General features: G+C 71.9%; 15 protein-coding genes, 1 tRNA gene and 1 pseudogene. 7 read left to right on the top strand and 10 right to left on the bottom strand.

Annotated elements, in window-relative coordinates; translation table 11 throughout:
* Nucleotides 1–75: 75 nt before the first annotated feature.
* The 4 genes and pseudogenes from OG514_RS26340 to OG514_RS26330 all read left to right on the top strand — a co-directional run bounded on the left by OG514_RS26340 (nt 76) and on the right by OG514_RS26330 (nt 3,215).
* Nucleotides 76–648 carry a sigma-70 family RNA polymerase sigma factor gene (locus tag OG514_RS26340; RefSeq protein WP_190104880.1) on the top strand — a complete coding sequence of 191 codons (573 nt, stop codon included), beginning with the start codon at nt 76–78 and terminating at the stop codon, nt 646–648.
* A complete protein-coding gene (locus OG514_RS26335; RefSeq protein WP_266898927.1) occupies nt 645–1,361 on the top strand; it encodes an anti-sigma factor in 717 nt (238 codons plus the stop codon). The genes OG514_RS26340 and OG514_RS26335 overlap by 4 nt, the downstream gene beginning before the upstream one ends.
* A 41-nt stretch (nt 1,362–1,402) precedes the next feature.
* A pseudogene (locus OG514_RS39565) lies at nt 1,403–1,564 on the top strand (RNA polymerase sigma factor); the annotation flags it as partial.
* A 364-nt stretch (nt 1,565–1,928) separates the two neighbouring features.
* On the top strand, nt 1,929–3,215 hold the full coding sequence (locus OG514_RS26330) for a site-specific integrase (RefSeq protein WP_266898926.1): 1,287 nt from the start codon (nt 1,929–1,931) through the stop codon (nt 3,213–3,215).
* Here OG514_RS26330 and OG514_RS26325 read toward each other — a convergent pair.
* Nucleotides 3,194–3,270, bottom strand: a tRNA-Pro gene (locus OG514_RS26325). The two genes, OG514_RS26330 and OG514_RS26325, sit on opposite strands and share 22 nt — an antisense overlap.
* A gap of 568 nt (nt 3,271–3,838) precedes the next feature.
* On the opposite strand from OG514_RS26325, the gene OG514_RS26320 reads away from it, so the two are divergent.
* Nucleotides 3,839–5,047 carry an acyl-CoA dehydrogenase family protein gene (locus OG514_RS26320; RefSeq protein WP_266898925.1) on the top strand — a complete coding sequence of 403 codons (1,209 nt, stop codon included), beginning with the start codon at nt 3,839–3,841 and terminating at the stop codon, nt 5,045–5,047.
* Between the two features lie 132 nt (nt 5,048–5,179).
* On the opposite strand, the gene OG514_RS26315 is transcribed toward OG514_RS26320, so the two are convergent.
* The 6 genes from OG514_RS26315 to OG514_RS26290 form a co-directional block, all read right to left on the bottom strand.
* Nucleotides 5,180–5,752 carry a GAF domain-containing protein gene (locus tag OG514_RS26315; RefSeq protein WP_266898923.1) on the bottom strand — a complete coding sequence of 191 codons (573 nt, stop codon included), beginning with the start codon at nt 5,750–5,752 and terminating at the stop codon, nt 5,180–5,182.
* Nucleotides 5,749–6,372 (bottom strand): ATP/GTP-binding protein, encoded by a 624-nt coding sequence (locus OG514_RS26310; protein WP_266898921.1) that lies wholly within the window; start codon nt 6,370–6,372, stop codon nt 5,749–5,751. The genes OG514_RS26315 and OG514_RS26310 overlap by 4 nt, the downstream gene beginning before the upstream one ends.
* Nucleotides 6,350–6,721: a DUF742 domain-containing protein gene (locus OG514_RS26305; RefSeq protein ID WP_037637413.1), complete on the bottom strand. Its 372-nt coding sequence runs from the start codon at nt 6,719–6,721 to the stop codon at nt 6,350–6,352. Before OG514_RS26305 ends, OG514_RS26310 begins: the two co-directional genes overlap by 23 nt.
* A 2-nt stretch (nt 6,722–6,723) precedes the next feature.
* Nucleotides 6,724–7,158 carry a roadblock/LC7 domain-containing protein gene (locus OG514_RS26300; RefSeq protein ID WP_030313740.1) on the bottom strand — a complete coding sequence of 145 codons (435 nt, stop codon included), beginning with the start codon at nt 7,156–7,158 and terminating at the stop codon, nt 6,724–6,726.
* Between the two features lie 5 nt (nt 7,159–7,163).
* The gene (locus tag OG514_RS26295) at nt 7,164–9,146 is read right to left on the bottom strand and encodes an ATP-binding protein (protein WP_266898918.1); all 1,983 of its coding nucleotides are present in this window, start codon (nt 9,144–9,146) and stop codon (nt 7,164–7,166) included.
* Nucleotides 9,147–9,594: 448 nt separating this feature from the next.
* Nucleotides 9,595–10,890, bottom strand: a complete 1,296-nt coding sequence (locus OG514_RS26290; RefSeq protein ID WP_266898916.1) for an MBL fold metallo-hydrolase — start codon at nt 10,888–10,890, stop codon at nt 9,595–9,597.
* Between the two features lie 142 nt (nt 10,891–11,032).
* Here OG514_RS26290 and OG514_RS26285 point away from each other — a divergent pair, with 142 nt between their 5' ends.
* Together OG514_RS26285 and OG514_RS26280 are read left to right on the top strand one after the other, a co-directional pair.
* Nucleotides 11,033–12,211, top strand: a complete 1,179-nt coding sequence (locus tag OG514_RS26285; protein WP_266898914.1) for a Glu/Leu/Phe/Val dehydrogenase dimerization domain-containing protein — start codon at nt 11,033–11,035, stop codon at nt 12,209–12,211.
* A gap of 64 nt (nt 12,212–12,275) precedes the next feature.
* A complete protein-coding gene (locus tag OG514_RS26280; protein WP_323181609.1) occupies nt 12,276–12,992 on the top strand; it encodes a TetR/AcrR family transcriptional regulator in 717 nt (238 codons plus the stop codon).
* Here OG514_RS26280 and OG514_RS26275 read toward each other — a convergent pair.
* From OG514_RS26275 to OG514_RS26265, 3 genes are all read right to left on the bottom strand, one after another.
* Nucleotides 12,989–13,756, bottom strand: a complete 768-nt coding sequence (locus OG514_RS26275) for an SIMPL domain-containing protein (protein WP_266898912.1) — start codon at nt 13,754–13,756, stop codon at nt 12,989–12,991. The genes OG514_RS26280 and OG514_RS26275 overlap by 4 nt on opposite strands.
* 160 nt (nt 13,757–13,916) lie before the next feature.
* The gene (locus OG514_RS26270; RefSeq protein WP_266898910.1) at nt 13,917–15,005 is read right to left on the bottom strand and encodes a DUF6745 domain-containing protein; all 1,089 of its coding nucleotides are present in this window, start codon (nt 15,003–15,005) and stop codon (nt 13,917–13,919) included.
* Nucleotides 15,006–15,031: 26 nt separating this feature from the next.
* Entirely contained in the window at nt 15,032–15,358 is a 327-nt protein-coding gene (locus OG514_RS26265) for a hypothetical protein (protein ID WP_266898908.1), read from the bottom strand.
* Between the last annotated feature and the right edge of the window lie 174 nt (nt 15,359–15,532).

Here is a 15,532-nt window from a genome sequence, read left to right as displayed (position 1 = left end):
TCGCCCACCGGTTGAACCGACGCGCCCTCCCGTTCGTGTCCATCGCGTTGGCCCAGGAGAGGACGGAGAGAAGGGATGGCGGCATTGCGGCTGCGCAGTCGGCAGAAACAGGACACCGGTGACGAGGCACTGATCCGGTCCCTCTACGAGGAACACGGCAGGGCCCTCCTCGCGTACGCGCAGCGCCTGACCGGCGACCGCAGCGCCGCGGAGGACGTGGTCCAGGAGACCCTGATCCGGGCCTGGAAGCATCCGGAAGCCCTCGTCAACGGCAAGGGTTCGGTGCGCGGCTGGCTGCTCACCGTGACCCGCAACATCGTCACGGACCGGTACCGGGCCAAGGCCGCCCGTCCCACGGAGGTCGCCGAATCGGTGACCACCCAGCCCGTCGAGCAGGACCACGCCGAGGCCGTGGTGAACTCGATGGTCGTCGTGGAGGCACTCGACCGGCTCTCCCCGGATCACCGGGACGTGCTGCTGGAGATCTACTTCCGGGGCAGGAGCGTCGCGGAGGCGGCGCAGGCACTCGGGATCCCGCCCGGGACGGTCAAGTCCCGGTCGCACTACGCGCTGAGGGCACTGAGAGACATGTACGTGGACCGACCGAAGGCAGTGAGGGCCGTGGAACTGAAGGGAGTGGCGGTATGAGCATCAAGGAACACGACAGCGCGCTGCTCGGCGCCTACGTCCTCGGCGCTCTCGACGAGCAGGAGGTGCGGACCGTCGACGAACACATCGCGTCGTGCCGGAAGTGCCGCGAAGAACTGGACGAACTGCGGGACATGGAGTCCGCGCTCGGCGAGGTCCCCCCGGAGGCGTTCCTCGACGGTCCCCCGGAGGGCGGTGACCTGCTGCTGCAGCGCACGCTGCGCCAGGTGCGCGGCGAACGCGCCGCCCAGGCGCTGAGGCGGCGGGCGTTCCTGGCCGTGGCCGCGACCGTCGCCTCCGCGGCCCTCCTCGGCGGCGGTGTCCTGATCGGCCAGAACACCGGCGACCGGACCGCTCAGGCCGTCCCTCCGCCACCCTCCGTCACGGCGACCTCGCCGACGGCCCCTCCGGTGAGCGTCAAGTTCTTCGAGGGCCGCAGCGCGGAGACCGGCGGCGAGATGCGCCTCCGGGTGACGCCCGCCGCCGACTGGATCCGCCTCAACGCCTCGGTCACGGGCGTCCCGGCGGGCGAACGCTGCCGCCTGGTGGTGGTCGCGAAGAACGGCGATCGCGAGATCGCCGGCAGCTGGCTCGTCGCCGACGAGGAGAAGGGCTCGAACCTCGACGGCTCGGCGGCGGTCCCGATGGACGACGTCGCCGAGGTCGTCATCGAGAACGACCGGGGCAAGAAGTACGTGACCGTCAAGGTCTGACCCGCTTCGCCCCCGGACGGCGGCGGACAGGGCATGGAGGCGTGGCACGGAGCGATGCCACGCCTCCTTCTGCCGGCCGGTCCACCGGGTGGTCCCGCATCCGGGCGGCCGACCGCGAGGCTTTCGCCGAGCTCTACAAGACGTACGCGCGTGCCGTCTACAACCATGCTCTGCGCATGACGGGCAACTGGTCCACAGCCGAATCGTGGCCGTTTCCGCTGGTCAGCGGCCACACGAGGCGTGTACCACCAGCACTCGAGGAATCTACTGCGCGTCTGCGGGTCCCTTGGCGCACAGACAAGGGAGAATTGCTGGTCACGACCTCGCCGACAGGCGTGGTGGTCGCGTGTGGTCGCAGGCTGAGGATGTCAGGCCCATCTCCGCCTCGTGGAGGCGATCGCCATGCGAACCAGCGTCGGCCGCGGCCGCATCTACCGTCGCTGTGGTTGCAGGGACCCCCAGCGTCACCAGGTCGGTGCCCGCTGTCCTCATCTGCTCACCGACAGTACCCACGGGACGTGGGGTTTCGCCGTCGACGTCCCTGCCCCGGGTCACCGCAGGTCGACGGTGCGCCGGGGTGGTTTCGCCAGTCAGGATGCGGCCGAAGAGGCACTGCGGCGGTTCCTTGAGGGTGCGGCCGGCGGGTTCGATGCGGACCCGAACCAGACTGTCGCCGCCTACCTGGACGCGTGGCTGGCGGCGAAGGCGCTCGTGCTGAAGCCGACGACGATGGCCCGGTACCGCGACTACGTGCGCAACGACCTCGTCCCCGCGTTCGGCACCCTCAAGCTCGACCAGCTCGCCCACCGCCACATCGCGGCCTTCGTCACCGGCCAGCTCGCCGCCGGCCGCGGCCGCACCACCCTGTATCGGTGCCTGGCCACCCTCTCCAGCGCGCTCGGCGACGCCGTCCGCCAGCACCGCCTCCCCCACAACCCGGCCTCTCCCCCGGTCCTGCGTCGACCGCCGTCGCCGGAGCGGCGGATCTGGACCGCAGAGGAGGCGGCCCGCTTCCTCACCCACTGCCACGAGGCCGACCCGGAGATGGCCGATCTGTTCGAGGTCCTCATCGGCACCGGCATGCGCAAGGGCGAAGCCCTCGGCCTGCACTGGGACGACGTCCACCTCAACCAGGGCGTGCTCTACATCCGCTGCACGCTCTCCGCCGTCGACAACAACCGCCTCGTTCTCACGACACCGAAGACCCGGTCGAGCAGAGGCTGGATCGCCATCTCACCCCGCGTCGCCACCGCGCTCCGCCGCCGGGCTCGATCCGCTCCAGCTCTTCGCGGCGACCCCGACGATCCGTTCGCGGGGCTGGTCTTCTGCCGACCCGACGGCCGCCCGCTCGGACCGCATCTGGTGCTCGACCAACTCCACCGGCTGTCCGAGGAAGCGGGCGTCCCCCGGGTCACGGTCCACGACCTGCGCCACCTCGCCGCCACGATCACCATCTCCGCCGGCGTCCCGCTCACCGTGGTCTCCAAGACGCTGCGGCACTCCACCCTGTCGACGACCGCGAACCTCTACAGCCACCTCACCCAACAGGCAGCGCATCAGGCCGTCGACACCATCGACCACGTCCTCAGCGGAGCCCAGCAGACGGCTATCCGTTCGGACCGGCCCGCGTGGCTGCGACCACCGCGCGACCACCTCCACCGTCTCCGCGAAGCCCTCGGCCGGCTCCGCTCCCCCGCACCGCCCGCCACCAGCAGCACGGCGAACCAGCCCCGGACGGGGCATGCGACCACACTGCGACCACCAAGGCCTGGAACGCACGAAAGGCCGCCCTCTCGCTCACGAGAGAACGGCCTCCGACCTGCGTTTCCGCATGGTCGGGACGACAGGATTTGAACCTGCGACCCCTTGACCCCCAGTCAAGTGCGCTACCAAGCTGCGCCACGTCCCGTTGCCCGTCTGACCTGGGGTTTCCCCCGGCTGGACGCGCATGAGAACAATACCGCACTTTCCCTGGTGGTCACGAACCCTTTCCCGGCACCCGGAGACGGGCGTGCGCGCGGAGCGGAGCACTCACTCTCCGTGACGCTTCTGTGCGCCGGGGCGCGTGCTCGCGCGCCTCCCCCTGGAGGGCGAACGCGGGGTCCGGTGGGGCGGAGGGGGGCACCAGCCGTACAGGAAGAAGAGGGGAAGACTTCCGGAATCGGTCATGAAGCCGCTCATGTGGCGTACCGGTCGCTCTCATGGCCCTGCTTCGGCGCCCTCGCCGCCGGGGGGACGTGGCAGGAATACGCCTAAGCGGAATGCCGCTCGGATCGGGCCGAGTAGGCCAAGACCACGCGAAACACAGTCAGGTTCCATCGTCAACCACTCGGGTTTCGGACAAAAATCGTGGCGATATTGCTCCGTCCCAGAAAGATCAACACCATGAATGGGTCGGCCTGTACGCGACGGGGCCACCGCCGATGCACCACCTGACCGGACAACCGATCAGGCGTTTCGCAGGAGAGGTACTCCGGATGGACGGCTACTTCAGCAGTCGACTGCATCATCAGCTCAGGGAGACGGTGCGCGATTTCGCAGAGCGTGAGGTTCGGCCACGGATAGCCGAGATGGAGGCGTCCCGGACGGTCCATCACGAGCTGTCACGGCTGATCGCCGAGCAGGGCTGGCTGGGCGCCACCATCAACCAGGAGTACGGCGGCATGGGCGCCGGTCACCTGGCCAAGACCATCATCATCGAGGAGCTGTCCCGGGTCAGCGGCGCCATGGGCGCCATGGTCCAGGCCTCACAGCTGGGCACCGCCAAGATCGTCCACTTCGGCAGCGACGAGCAGCGCAAGACCTGGCTTCCGGCCATCGCCGCCGGTGAGTGCCTGCCGACCATCGCGGTCACCGAGCCCGAGTCCGGTGGTCATGTCCTCGGCATGACCGCCAGCGCGGTGCGGGACGGCGACGACTACATCCTCAACGGCAGCAAGGTCTACGTCGGCAACAGCCACGTCGGCGATCTGCACGGTGTCGTGGTCAGGACCGGTCCCGGTTCGAAGGGCCTCACCGCATTCCTGGTCGAATCCGATCGCCCGGGGTTCAGGACCGGACCGCAGCAACCGGCCATGGGGCTCCACGGCTTCAGCTTCGGCGAGCTGATCTTCGAGAACTGCCGGGTTCCGGCCGCCAACCGTCTCGGCGACGAGGGCGACGGCCTCTCCGTCGCGTACTCCTCCAGCGTCCTGTACGGGCGGGCCAACCTCACCGCCGTATCGCTCGGCATCCACCAGGCGATCCTGGAGGAGACCACCCGCTTCGCCTCCGAGCGCATCCGGTACGGAAAGCCGCTCCACGACCTCCCCACGGTCAAGCTGAAGCTGGGCCAGATGCAGTCCCGTCTCATGACCGCCCGGCTGGCCGCGTACCACGCAGTGCACCTGCTCGACCAGGGGCTTTCCTGCGACACCGAGCTGATGAACGCCAAGCTCGTGAATGTCGAGTCGGCGATCGACTCCGGTCGTAACGCCATGGAGATCCACGCCGCCGCCGGTCTCTTCACGGACCGGGCCATCGAGCGGTACCTCCGCGACGCCCACCACATCTTCGCCCCGGCCGGCACCTCCGACATCCAGCTGCTCCGGCTGGCCGAGGTCGCCCTCGGCCAGGACAAGGGCAGTTGGTCGGAGCGCCTCTCCGAGCTGGTCCGCACACCGGAGCCGGAGCCCGTGCACGCCTGACGCGTCGCCCCCCGATACGCCAGGAGCCCCGGTACGGCCATCGCCGCACCGGGGCTCCCGGCATGTCGGGGCATCTCGGATACGACGGTCAGAGGCTGACGGTCGGAGACGCGCCGGTCGTGGATACGCCGGTCAGAACATGCCGTCCTCGCGACGGTTGATCTGCTCCATCAGCTCGGCCGCCATCGCCTTGATCGTCTCAAGACCGGCGCGCCCCCACGGCCGGACGTCGGTGTCGACCACGCAGATGGTGCCGAGCGCGACACCGGTGCGGTCTATCAGCGGCGCCCCCATGTAGGAGCGGATGCCGATCTCGTCCACGACCGGGTTCCCCGCGAAGCGCGGGTAGTCGCAGACGTCCTCCAGGACGAGCGCCTTGCGCCGCACCACCACGTGCGGGCAGTAGCCGTGGTCGCGGGCCATGAAGCGGCCGACGCCGCCGGCGCCCGCTGCGGCCGCGCCCAGGTCGCTGCCGGAGTGAGTGCCCTCGGGGGTGTGCAGGCCGGCGAAGAACTGCCGGTTCTCGTCGATGAAGTTGACCATCGAGAACGGGGCGCCGGTCACGTCCGCGAGGCGGTGGGCGAACTCGTCGAACGCCGGCTCCGGCCGCTCCCCGAGACCGAGTTCGCGCAGCCGCTGCACACGGGCGGGCGCGTCCTTGTCGACGGGGGTCAGCAGGAGGTGACCGGTGGGGTCGTACGTCATGGCGTGGCTCCGTAGCTCGGCACGGCGGCCGGGATGGTGGTGAGCAGATGCTGGACGAGGGTCAGCAGGGTGCGGATGCCGGAGCTGGAGATCCGGGCGTCGCAGAGGACGACCGGCACCTCCGGCTTGAGGTCGAGCGCGGCCCGAATCTCGTCCGGTTCGTAGCGGAAGGAGCCGTCGAACTCGTTGACCGCCACGACGAACTGGATGCCCCGTCGTTCGAAGAAGTCCACGGCGGAGAAGCACTCCTGGAGCCGGCGGGTGTCGGCGAGGACGACCGCCCCGAGCGCGCCCTCGGAGAGTTCGTCCCACATGAACCAGAAGCGCTCCTGGCCGGGGGTGCCGAACAGGTAGAGGACGTGGCGGTCGTCGAGCGTGATGCGGCCGAAGTCCATGGCGACGGTGGTCGTGGTCTTGGACTCCACGCCCTCCAGGCTGTCGGTGGCGGCGCTGACCGAGGTCAGCAGCTCTTCGGTGCTCAGGGGTTCGATCTCGCTGACCGCGCCCACGAGGGTCGTCTTGCCCACGCCGAAGCCGCCCGCCACCAGGATCTTGAGCGCGGTGGGGAACGGGTCGGTCGCGAGACTGTCGTGGCGCTCAGAGCCGCTGTCGTAGGCCATCGAGCACTGCCTCCAGCAAGGAACGGTCGGTTGGGTTGGCGTGGAACCGGGGAGCGCGGGCGGTGAGCGCCCCGCAGTCCACGAGGTCGGAGAGCAGGACCTTGGTCACCACGGCGGGGAGCCGTAAGTGTGCCGCGATCTCGGCCACCGAGGTGGGCCCGTCGCACAGCCCGAGGGCCAGGCTGTGCTCGGGGCCCATGTGGGTCTGGGGTGACGACCCGGTCGCCATCACCATGGACAGCAGATCCAGTGCGGTGGTCGGCTTGGTCCGGCCACCGCTGACGGTGTACGGGCGGATCAGCCGGCCGGCCGCGTCGTCGAGCCAGGGCCCTTCCTGGGGGGTCGTCACGTTCACTGGCCGATGCCGCCCACCGCTCCGGCTGCCTGCCGGGCGGGGGTGACCAGGTACGGCCGGACGCTCTTGACGAGCATCGCCATCTCGTACCCGAGGACCGCGGCGTCCGCCTCGCGCCCGGCGAGGACGGCCAGGCAGGTGCCGGAGCCCGCGGTGGACACGAACAGGAGGGTGGAGTCGAGCTCCACGACCACCTGGCGCACCTCGCCGCCGTCGCCGAACCGGGCGCCCGCGCTCCGGCCGAGCGAGTAGAGCCCGGAGGCGAGGGCCGCCATGTGGTCGGCGGCGTCGGGGTCGAGACCGTGGACGGATTTCACGAGGCCGTCGGAGGAGAGCAGAACGGCGTTGCGGGTGTACGGGACCCGCTGGACCAGGCCGCTCAGCAGCCAGTCGAGATCCGAGGAATGGCCGGTCGGCACATTGCTCGCCATGGTGTCTACTCCTTGTGCGCGTCGCCTGGACGCAGCGATTCATGGGGGGCGGGCTGGGACTCGGCGAGACCGATGCCGCGCTGGAACGCGGCCATCAAGCCGGGGTCGTGCAGGGCGTGCTCCTCGGGCTTGCGGGCCACGGGCTCGTCGCGCAGCTGCGGGACGATGTGCTCCTGGGCGCGCCGCTTGGGGAGCACGGGCCGGCCGTTGGGCTCGGGCGCCGCCGGGGGGAGTGGCGACATGAGGGAGGCCGGGGGGCCCGGGTGTGCGCCGCCGGCCGCCTGGGCCGGTATCGCGGGCGTACGGCCGGAGTCCGCGTACCCGTTCGACCGCTCGGTGGTACGGGGGTGCGTGAGCGGGTCGTGGGTCTTCTCGTGGCGGACGGCGGTCCGCTCCGGGGAGGGCGCGGACTGCGGCATGGAGTGCGGTGCCGACTGAGGTGCCGACTGAGGCACGGGCTGCGGGACGAGTCCGGTGGGGGCCGTCGTGCCCATGGCCGCGGGGACGGGCGCGTAGGGGTGGGCCGGTGCCGGGGCCATCGGAGCCGTCATGGGGGCCGGCGCCGGCATGGGCGCCGTCATGGGCGCCGGGGCCGTCATCGGGGCGGTGACCACGGGCGCGGGCTGCGACGGCGCCTGCGACTGCGCCGTCGGCTGGGGCTGCATCTGCACCTGGTTCGGCGGGACCGCGGCGGAACCGGCGGTCGCGGCGGCCTGGCGCTCGTGCTGGGCGAGACCCTCGGGGTCGGCGCCGAGGAGGCCCTGCGGGAGGACGAGAACGGCCTGGACTCCGCCGTAGATGTTGGACTGCAGGCGTACGGCGATGCCGTGGCGGCGGGCGAGCGCCGAGACGACGAAGAGTCCGATACGGCCGTCCTGGAGCAGATGCGCGACGTTGACCTGGTCGGGGTCGGCGAGCAGGGCGTTCATCTTGTTCTGCTCGGTGACGGGCATGCCGAGTCCGCGGTCCTCGACCTCGATCGCGAGGCCGGCCGTGACGTACTGCGCGCGGAGCAGCACCGTGGTGTGCGGCGCGGAGAACAGCGTGGCGTTCTCGACGAGTTCGGCCAGGAGGTGGATGACGTCGGCCACGGCATGGCCCCGGAGCGTACCGTCGATCGGGGGTACGAGCTTCACACGCGGGTACTGCTCGACCTCGGCGATCGAGGAGCGCAGCACCTCGGTCATGGTGACCGGGTTCGACCACTGGCGGCGGGAGATGGCGCCGCCGAGCACGGCGAGGTTCTCGGCGTGCCGGCGGATGCGGGTGGCCAGGTGGTCGACGTGGAACAGCCCCTTGAGCAGCTCCGGATCCTCGACCTCGTTCTCCAGTTCGTCGAGGAGCTGGATCTCGCGGTGGACCAGGGACTGCAGGCGCCGGGCGAGGTTGACGAAGACCTCGACCTTCTGTTCGTTGCCGACGCTGCTGGAGAGCCGGGACGCCTGCACGACGGCTGCCACGGCGGCCTCGTGAGAACGCGTCAGCTCCTGCGAGAGCAGGTCGAACTCGTCGCCGGACGCGGTGCCGGTCGGCAGCGCGGGGCGGGGCGCGATGCCCTCGCCCTTGCGCAACTGTTCGACGATCGTCCGCAGTTCGCCCTGGCTGTTGCTGCTGGTGCGGCGCAGGGTGTTGCAGCGGTCGAGGACGGCCTTGGCGGCCCTGTCCGCGCCGAGCGCGGCAGCCGTCACCGAGGCGACGGTGAGGGCGGCGGCGCCGGTGAGCGCGGCCCAGAGGCCGGGCGTCGGCGTGGCGCCGGTGGAGCGGATGGTGAAGAGCACTGCCGCGGCTCCGCCCAGTGCCACCGCGACGGCGGGAAGCACGGAGGTGCGGAGGAGTTGGGGGCGTATGCGGGCTTCTGTCGTGTGCGACGCGGGGGACTGCGCCGGGGGGTTGCTACCGGTACCGGGGGCGGGGCGGGCGCCTGACCGGCCGTGCCGCCCGCCCTCGCGTCGATCGGACCGCGAGGCGGGTGCGCGAAGTTGAGACATGAGTGTCCTTGGTACGTACGTGCCCAGGAATCGGCGTACTGCGGGGGTGTGCTTCGGCGTGGTGCGAAGTGTGCTGAGGGGGTGGACTCGGGGGCTTTGCAAGGGTGTTACGGGGGTTCTTGCAAGGGGTCCTGCGGGGGTGGTTCACATGGTGGACGACATGACTGCGATGAGCCTACCGATGATCACCAACCACACACTGTAGTCGTCAACCGTTCATGTGCGGTGCGCAGTTGGCAAACTTACCCGTAGAGCCGCCCGCTCTGGTATCACCTCTTCCGCAACAGGCCGAGAAGCTTCGGCCGAAAGTCGACGTCGCGACGGGGAAGGGGCGTCGAGCGCCGGGAACGGAAGAGGGCGGAGGCGTTCCCACGCCTCCGCCCTCTTCGGAAATCGCCCCCGACCGGAATCCCCGGGCGGGGTGCGGACCGACCGGTCCGCTCGGCCCTCAGGGGGTCCGTGCCGCCTCCGGTGCCCCGCGGCCGGCGTCCGTGCCGGGCTCGCCGGACGTCGACCCGGCGTCCACGTCCTCGTTCGCGGCCGTGTTCGCGTCCGCGTTCCCGTCCGACACGCCGGTGAGTGACCGATTACCGTCGGTGAGAGCCGGAGCTGCCCAGCCACCCGAGGGGACCCGGGCGACCGGACGCCACCAGGGGCTGTCCGGCACCTGCTCGGCGCCCGGCTCGAAGGGCTCGCCCGGGATGGGCAGGGCGATCCGCTGGGCGGCTCCGGCGGCGGCCTCGACGGTGCCCTCCCCCGGTTCGGCCCACGGGTGCGGGGCGAGGTTGAAGGTGCCCCAGTGGATCGGCAGCATCACCCCGGCGGGACCGCCGCCCTGGAGGTCCAGATGCGCCCGCATGCCCTCCTCCGGGGTCATGTGGATGTCGGTCCAGAACTCCGAGTAGGCACCGATCTGGATCATGGTGGCGTCGAAGGGGCCGTGGGCCGCGCCGATGTCCTTGAATCCGGAGAAGTATCCGGTGTCCCCGCTGTGGAAGATCCGGTGGGAGGGTCCCGTCACCACCCAGGAGGCCCAGAGCGTCATCTGCCGGTTGCGCAGTCCGCGGCCGCAGAAGTGCCGGGCCGGGGTGGCGGTGAGCCGCAGCTCGCCGATCTCGGTGGCCTCGTTCCAGTCCAGCTCGCGGAGGCGGGAGGCGGGCACCCCCCAGCGCTCCAGGTGCGCGCCGACGCCCAGCGGCACCGCGAAGACGGTGTCGGTGGTGGCGAGCGCCTTGATCGTCGGCAGGTCGAGGTGGTCGTAGTGGTCGTGCGAGATCACGACGACGTCGACCGGACCGAGCGCGGCGAGGGGCGCGGGCACCGGGTGCAGCCGCTTGGGGCCGGCGAAGGGGAAGGGGGAGCAGCGCTCGCCCCAGACGGGGTCGAAGAGGACCCGGTGGCCGTCGATCTCGGCGAGGACGCCGGAGTGCCCCATCCAGGTCAGACGCAGGCCGGTGGCCGGGGGCCTGGCCAGGTCGGCGACCGTGGTGGGGTGGACGGGGATCGTGCCGGTGGGGGCGCGGCGCGAACGGCCTTCCTTGTCGAAGTAGATCTTGGCGAACTCGACACTGGAGCCGGAGGGGCCGCGTCGGGCAGGTTCGGGGTTCTGGAAGATCCCGTCCGCGAAGTTCGGCGAGCGGTGGATACGGGCGAGGCGCTCGCCCGTGGGGTCCGCGCCGAAGGACTCGGGGCGCAGCGCGCGCAGCCGGGCCCGCGGCGAACGGTCGGAGCCGGTACCGGTCACAGGACCTCCTGATCTCTGGGGGTCGTTCCATTATGGGCGGACCGCGCGGCGAACGGTCGGGACGGTCGGCCATACTGAACCACCATTCAGTATGGCTACCCTCGCCGAGGGCGGCCGGACCGTCCTCCCGAGGAGATGCCCGATGAGTACCGCCCCCCTGCTTTCCGTCGGCTGGACCGACCACGTGACCGGCCGCCGGGGCCACCTGGTGATCGACCGGCTGGTGCGCGGAGTGGCCAGCGGCGGTCTGCGGATGCGGGAGGGGTGCACGGCGGAGGAGGTCGCCGGACTCGCCCGCGGGATGACCATGAAGGAGGCCCTGCACTACGACCCGAAGGGCCGGTACGTCCCACTGGGCGGCGCCAAGGGGGGCATCGACTGCGACCCCCGCTCCCCCGAGGCGTACGGCGTGCTCGTGCGTTATCTGCGGGCGATGCGGCCGTACGTCGAGCGGTTCTGGACCACCGGGGAGGACCTGGGGCTCACCCAGGACCTGGTGGACCGCGCCGTGGCCGAGGCGGGCCTCGTCTCCTCGGTGCAGGCCGTGTACCCGCTCCTGGAGGACGAGGCGGCGGCCCGGAAGCGGCTCGCCGACGCCTTCGCGATCGAGGTCGACGGCATCGGCCTCGACGAGCTGGTGGGCGGTCTCGGGGTCGCCGAGTCCGTGCTCGTCGCCCTCGACCGGGCCGGCCGGGAGTACGCCGGGACCCGGGTGTCCGTGCAGGGCCTCGGCACGATGGGCGGGGCGACCGCCCGGTTCCTGGCACGGGCCGGGCTGCGGGTGGTGGCCGTGGCCGACGTCCGGGGCACGATCGTGAACCCCGACGGCCTCGACGTCGAGGCACTGCTCGCGGCCCGCGACGCCCACGGGGCCGTCGACCGCTCCGCGCTGCGCCCCGGGGACCGTGAGGAGCCCGGGGACGCCTGGCTCACGGCCGAGGCGGAGGTCCTGGTCCCGGCGGCCGTGTCGTACGCGATCGACGCCGGGAACCAGGGACGGATCACGGCCCGCTGGATCGCCGAGGCGGCCAACATGCCGGTCCGTGCGGAGGCCGAGGAGGCCCTCGCCGCGCGCGGGGTCACGGTGCTGCCCGACGTGGTCGTGAATTCCTGCACCAACGCCTGGTGGTGGTGGACGCTCTTCGGCGACATCGAGGCCGACGCCGACCAGTCCTTCGACCGGGTGCGCACGGCGATGCGGACGCTCGTCGGCGGGATGCTCGACCGGGCGGCGGCGGACGGCACGAGCCCGCGCGCCGCGGCGCACGCGCTCGTGGAGGAGCGACTGCCGCAGATCGCCGAACGCTACGGCTGGTACTGATGCGGCCACACTCCGGAGCCGTTGACAATCATGCTCGCGTCATGTGCTGTGTAGGCTGCGTGGCGTGGCGAGAGTGCGGTTGAGCGTGGCCGAGCGGCGGGAGGAGCTGCTGCGGGCCGCCGTCGAGCAGATCGAGGCGCGCGGGGTCGCGGCCGTCCGGATCGCCGACGTGGCCTCCGCGCTCGGGGTGAGCAACGCCCTGGTGCTCTACCACTTCTCGTCCAAGGAACAACTGGTCGCCGCGGCCTTCGCCCACGCCGCCGAGGCCGACCTCGCCCATCTGCGCCGACTCCTCGGGCGCCGCTCCACCGCCGTACGACGACTCCGCGCCGCGGTGCGCTGGTACGCGCCGACCGGACAGGCCAAGGGCTGGCGCCTCTGGATCGAGGGCTGGGCGGCCTCCCTGCGCGACCCCGGACTGCGCCGGGTCGCCGCCTCCCTCGACCAGGAGTGGAAGGCGGCGCTGACCCGGGTGATCGCGGAGGGTGCCGAGGCCGGGGAGTTCCGCTGTACGGACCCGGCCGCGGCGGCCTGGCGGCTCACCGCCTTCCTCGACGGCCTCGCGGTCCAGACGACGGCCTACGCCGGCTCCCTCTCGCGGACCGCGATGCTCCGCTGGGCCGACGCCGCCCTCGCCCGGGAACTGAACCTGCCGCACGAGGACGGGGACCCGGCCGGGCTCCCCGCCCCCTTCTCGGATCTGAAGACGGAGACGGAGACCGCGCCGGTGGCAGGGGCGGAGAGGGAGACGATCGGCCCCGTCGGTCCGGTCGGCCCCTAGACCAGCTCGAAGACCGCCGAGACCGTGACCTGCTCCTCGATCTCGCCCGGCGCCAGCGGGACGCTCGCCTCGTCCGCGGGCATGGCGCCGACGGCGCCGGGGCCGGGGCGCGCGGACTCACCCTCGCTGAGCGAGACCAGCCGGCCGAGCTCGTGGCCGCTGAGCCGCGCGTGCTGCGCCGCCTTGTCGTAGGCGTCCCGGTAGGCGGCCTCCCGTGCCTTCACCCGCAGCGCCGACGGGTCGGCGACGTCGAAGACGACCCCGTTGATCCGGACGGAGTCCCCGGTCGCGTCGTTGACGGCGCCGATGACCTGCCCGGCCCGGTCGATCTCCCGGACCTTCACGGAGAAGGACTGCCCGGCCTGGTACCCGGTCACCTTGCTCTCGCCCGCGGCGTTCTGGGTGTAGACCGGGGACAGGGAGAGGCTGTCGGTACGGATGTCCCGCTCGGCGATCCCCTGCTTGTCCAGCACTGCGAGGAGGGCCTCGGCGGCGGTTTTCTGCGCGGCCATGGCCTCCTTCGCGGTCTTGCGGGTGGCCTCGACCCCGACGGACAGGATCGCCAGATCGGGCGCGGCGGCCGCGCGGCCGTGACCGGTGACGGTGACCGTCGCGGGCGCCTCCGCCCGGACGGCACGCGGGGCCGTCCGCTCGGGCGCGGCGGCCAGTGCGGGGGCCGTGGTGCCGACGAGCAGACCGCCGAGCACGGCGGTGGCGGCGAGCAGACGAACGGTACGGGCGGCGCTGGGCCGGCGGATCGTCACAGGCGGTCCCTTCGAGGGTGGGTGCCGGGGCTCCGGCGGCCACATCCCAGCACCCGGCGCCGCCGCCTCCCGTACGCCACTCCTGACCGTCGGCCCCCTTCACCTCTCCGTACCAGTCACCCTCCGGACCGGCCGCGCCGCCCACTCCCGGATCACGCGCTCAGGTCTGGACGAGCAGCTCGTACGCGTCGGGGTGCAGCCCGAAGGTCCACGCGACGCCCTCTCGCGCGGTCCGGGTCGCGGGCGGGACCCGGAGCCAGTACGTGCGGTGGCTGCCGTCGGGCTCGGGCGTCGAGTTGACCACCTCGACCATCGCCACGTCCTCGTCGTCGTCCAGCTCGATGCGCCACAGGACACCGGTCTCGTCGCGGTGCTGGTGCCGGGCTCCCGAGGCGGCGAGGTAGCGGTCGTAGCCGTAGTACTCCAGCATCACCCGCCGCAGTTCGGCGTTCTCCTCCTGCCGTATCCGCTCCGGGGTGAGGCCTGCGAGACCGGCGAGGAACTCGGCGGGCACCGGCATGCCCCGCCAGGCGTGCAGGGCGAATCCGTCGGCGAAGGCGAGCGCGGGGCCGTCGCCCCGGTCGAGGCGCCCCGCCTCGTCCCGGTGAAGCTCCACGGGCCGCTCGCAGACCACGGCGACGTTCTCGTACGGCCACCACCAGCCCGCGTGTCCGGCAACGACGGCGAGGCCCGCGAGACGGTCCCCCTGACCGTCGAAGGCGGCGAGCCAGGCGGCGTCGTGCTGACCCAGCACCGCGTCGAGCAGCACGAGCCGCACGGCGGTGGCCGCTCGCGAGGACGAGGCGGTGCCGGACGAGGCGGACTCGGACGCATCGGAGTCGGCCGGCGTCACGGAGCCGGCCGACGTGGCGGCCTCCGTCACCCCCGCCCGTATCCGGTCGGCCAGGCTTCGGGTGAGGTCCCAGAGGTGGGCCCCGGTCGCCTGCCAGTGGGCCGCCCAGCCCGCCGGGCCGAGGGCGTCGTGGAGTCGGCGCCGTTCCTCGGCCCACGGCCGGGTGCGCACCTCGTCCCGTACCGAACGGCCCTGATCGCTCAGCCCCCGTACGAGCGCGACGGCCGCGAGCGGCGAGTCCGCCCAGAGCACGCGCGCGGGTTCGGCCAGGCCGGCCGTGCGGTAGGCGAGCCGGACGCCGGCCTCCGCGGCGGCGCGGTCGGCGGGCCCGGTGGCCGCGGCGACGGACCGCCACTTGTCCTGTGCGGTGGTGTGGTTCATGTCGGCGTGGTTCATGTGGAAGCCCCCAGGGATTCTCTCGGTCAGTCCGCGACGATCCGGTACGCCCCGGGCACGTACTCCCGCTGGCGCACCACCCGGTACCAGCCCTTGGGCAGCGGTATCGGAGCGTGCTCCTCGTGCACCACCCGGCCGCCCTCGGGCAGTTCGAGCAGGAAAGGGCCGAAGGGCCCCGGCTCCCGCACGAGTCGGCCGGGGCCGGGAATCGCGTGGGCGTGGCCGGTCACCTCGCCGAGGGCGAGGACCAGGCGCCCCCGGGCGTCCCTCGGCTCCCCCGCCACCGTCTTCACCCGCTCCGGAACGGCCGTCTCCGCGACGGGCGCGATCAGTACGTCTCCCTGCCGGTACATGGCTCTCCCCTCCCCGTTCGGCGCGGTGCGGCCGAACACGAGAACGACGCTAGAGGCCGGGTCTGACAATCGACCCCGCTCACCCTGGAGGCCCACCCACCGGCGGGCGCTGTCGGTGCCGCTTGGTAGAACTCTTGGGATCAGCCGATCCACGCCGTCCGTTGCCGGGAGCGC

This window comes from Streptomyces sp. NBC_00572, from assembly GCF_026341815.1.
Taxonomy (GTDB): Bacteria; Actinomycetota; Actinomycetes; order Streptomycetales; family Streptomycetaceae; genus Streptomyces.
Note: the sequence above shows the minus strand (reverse complement) of the source record. Positions and strands in the feature narration are given on the sequence as shown.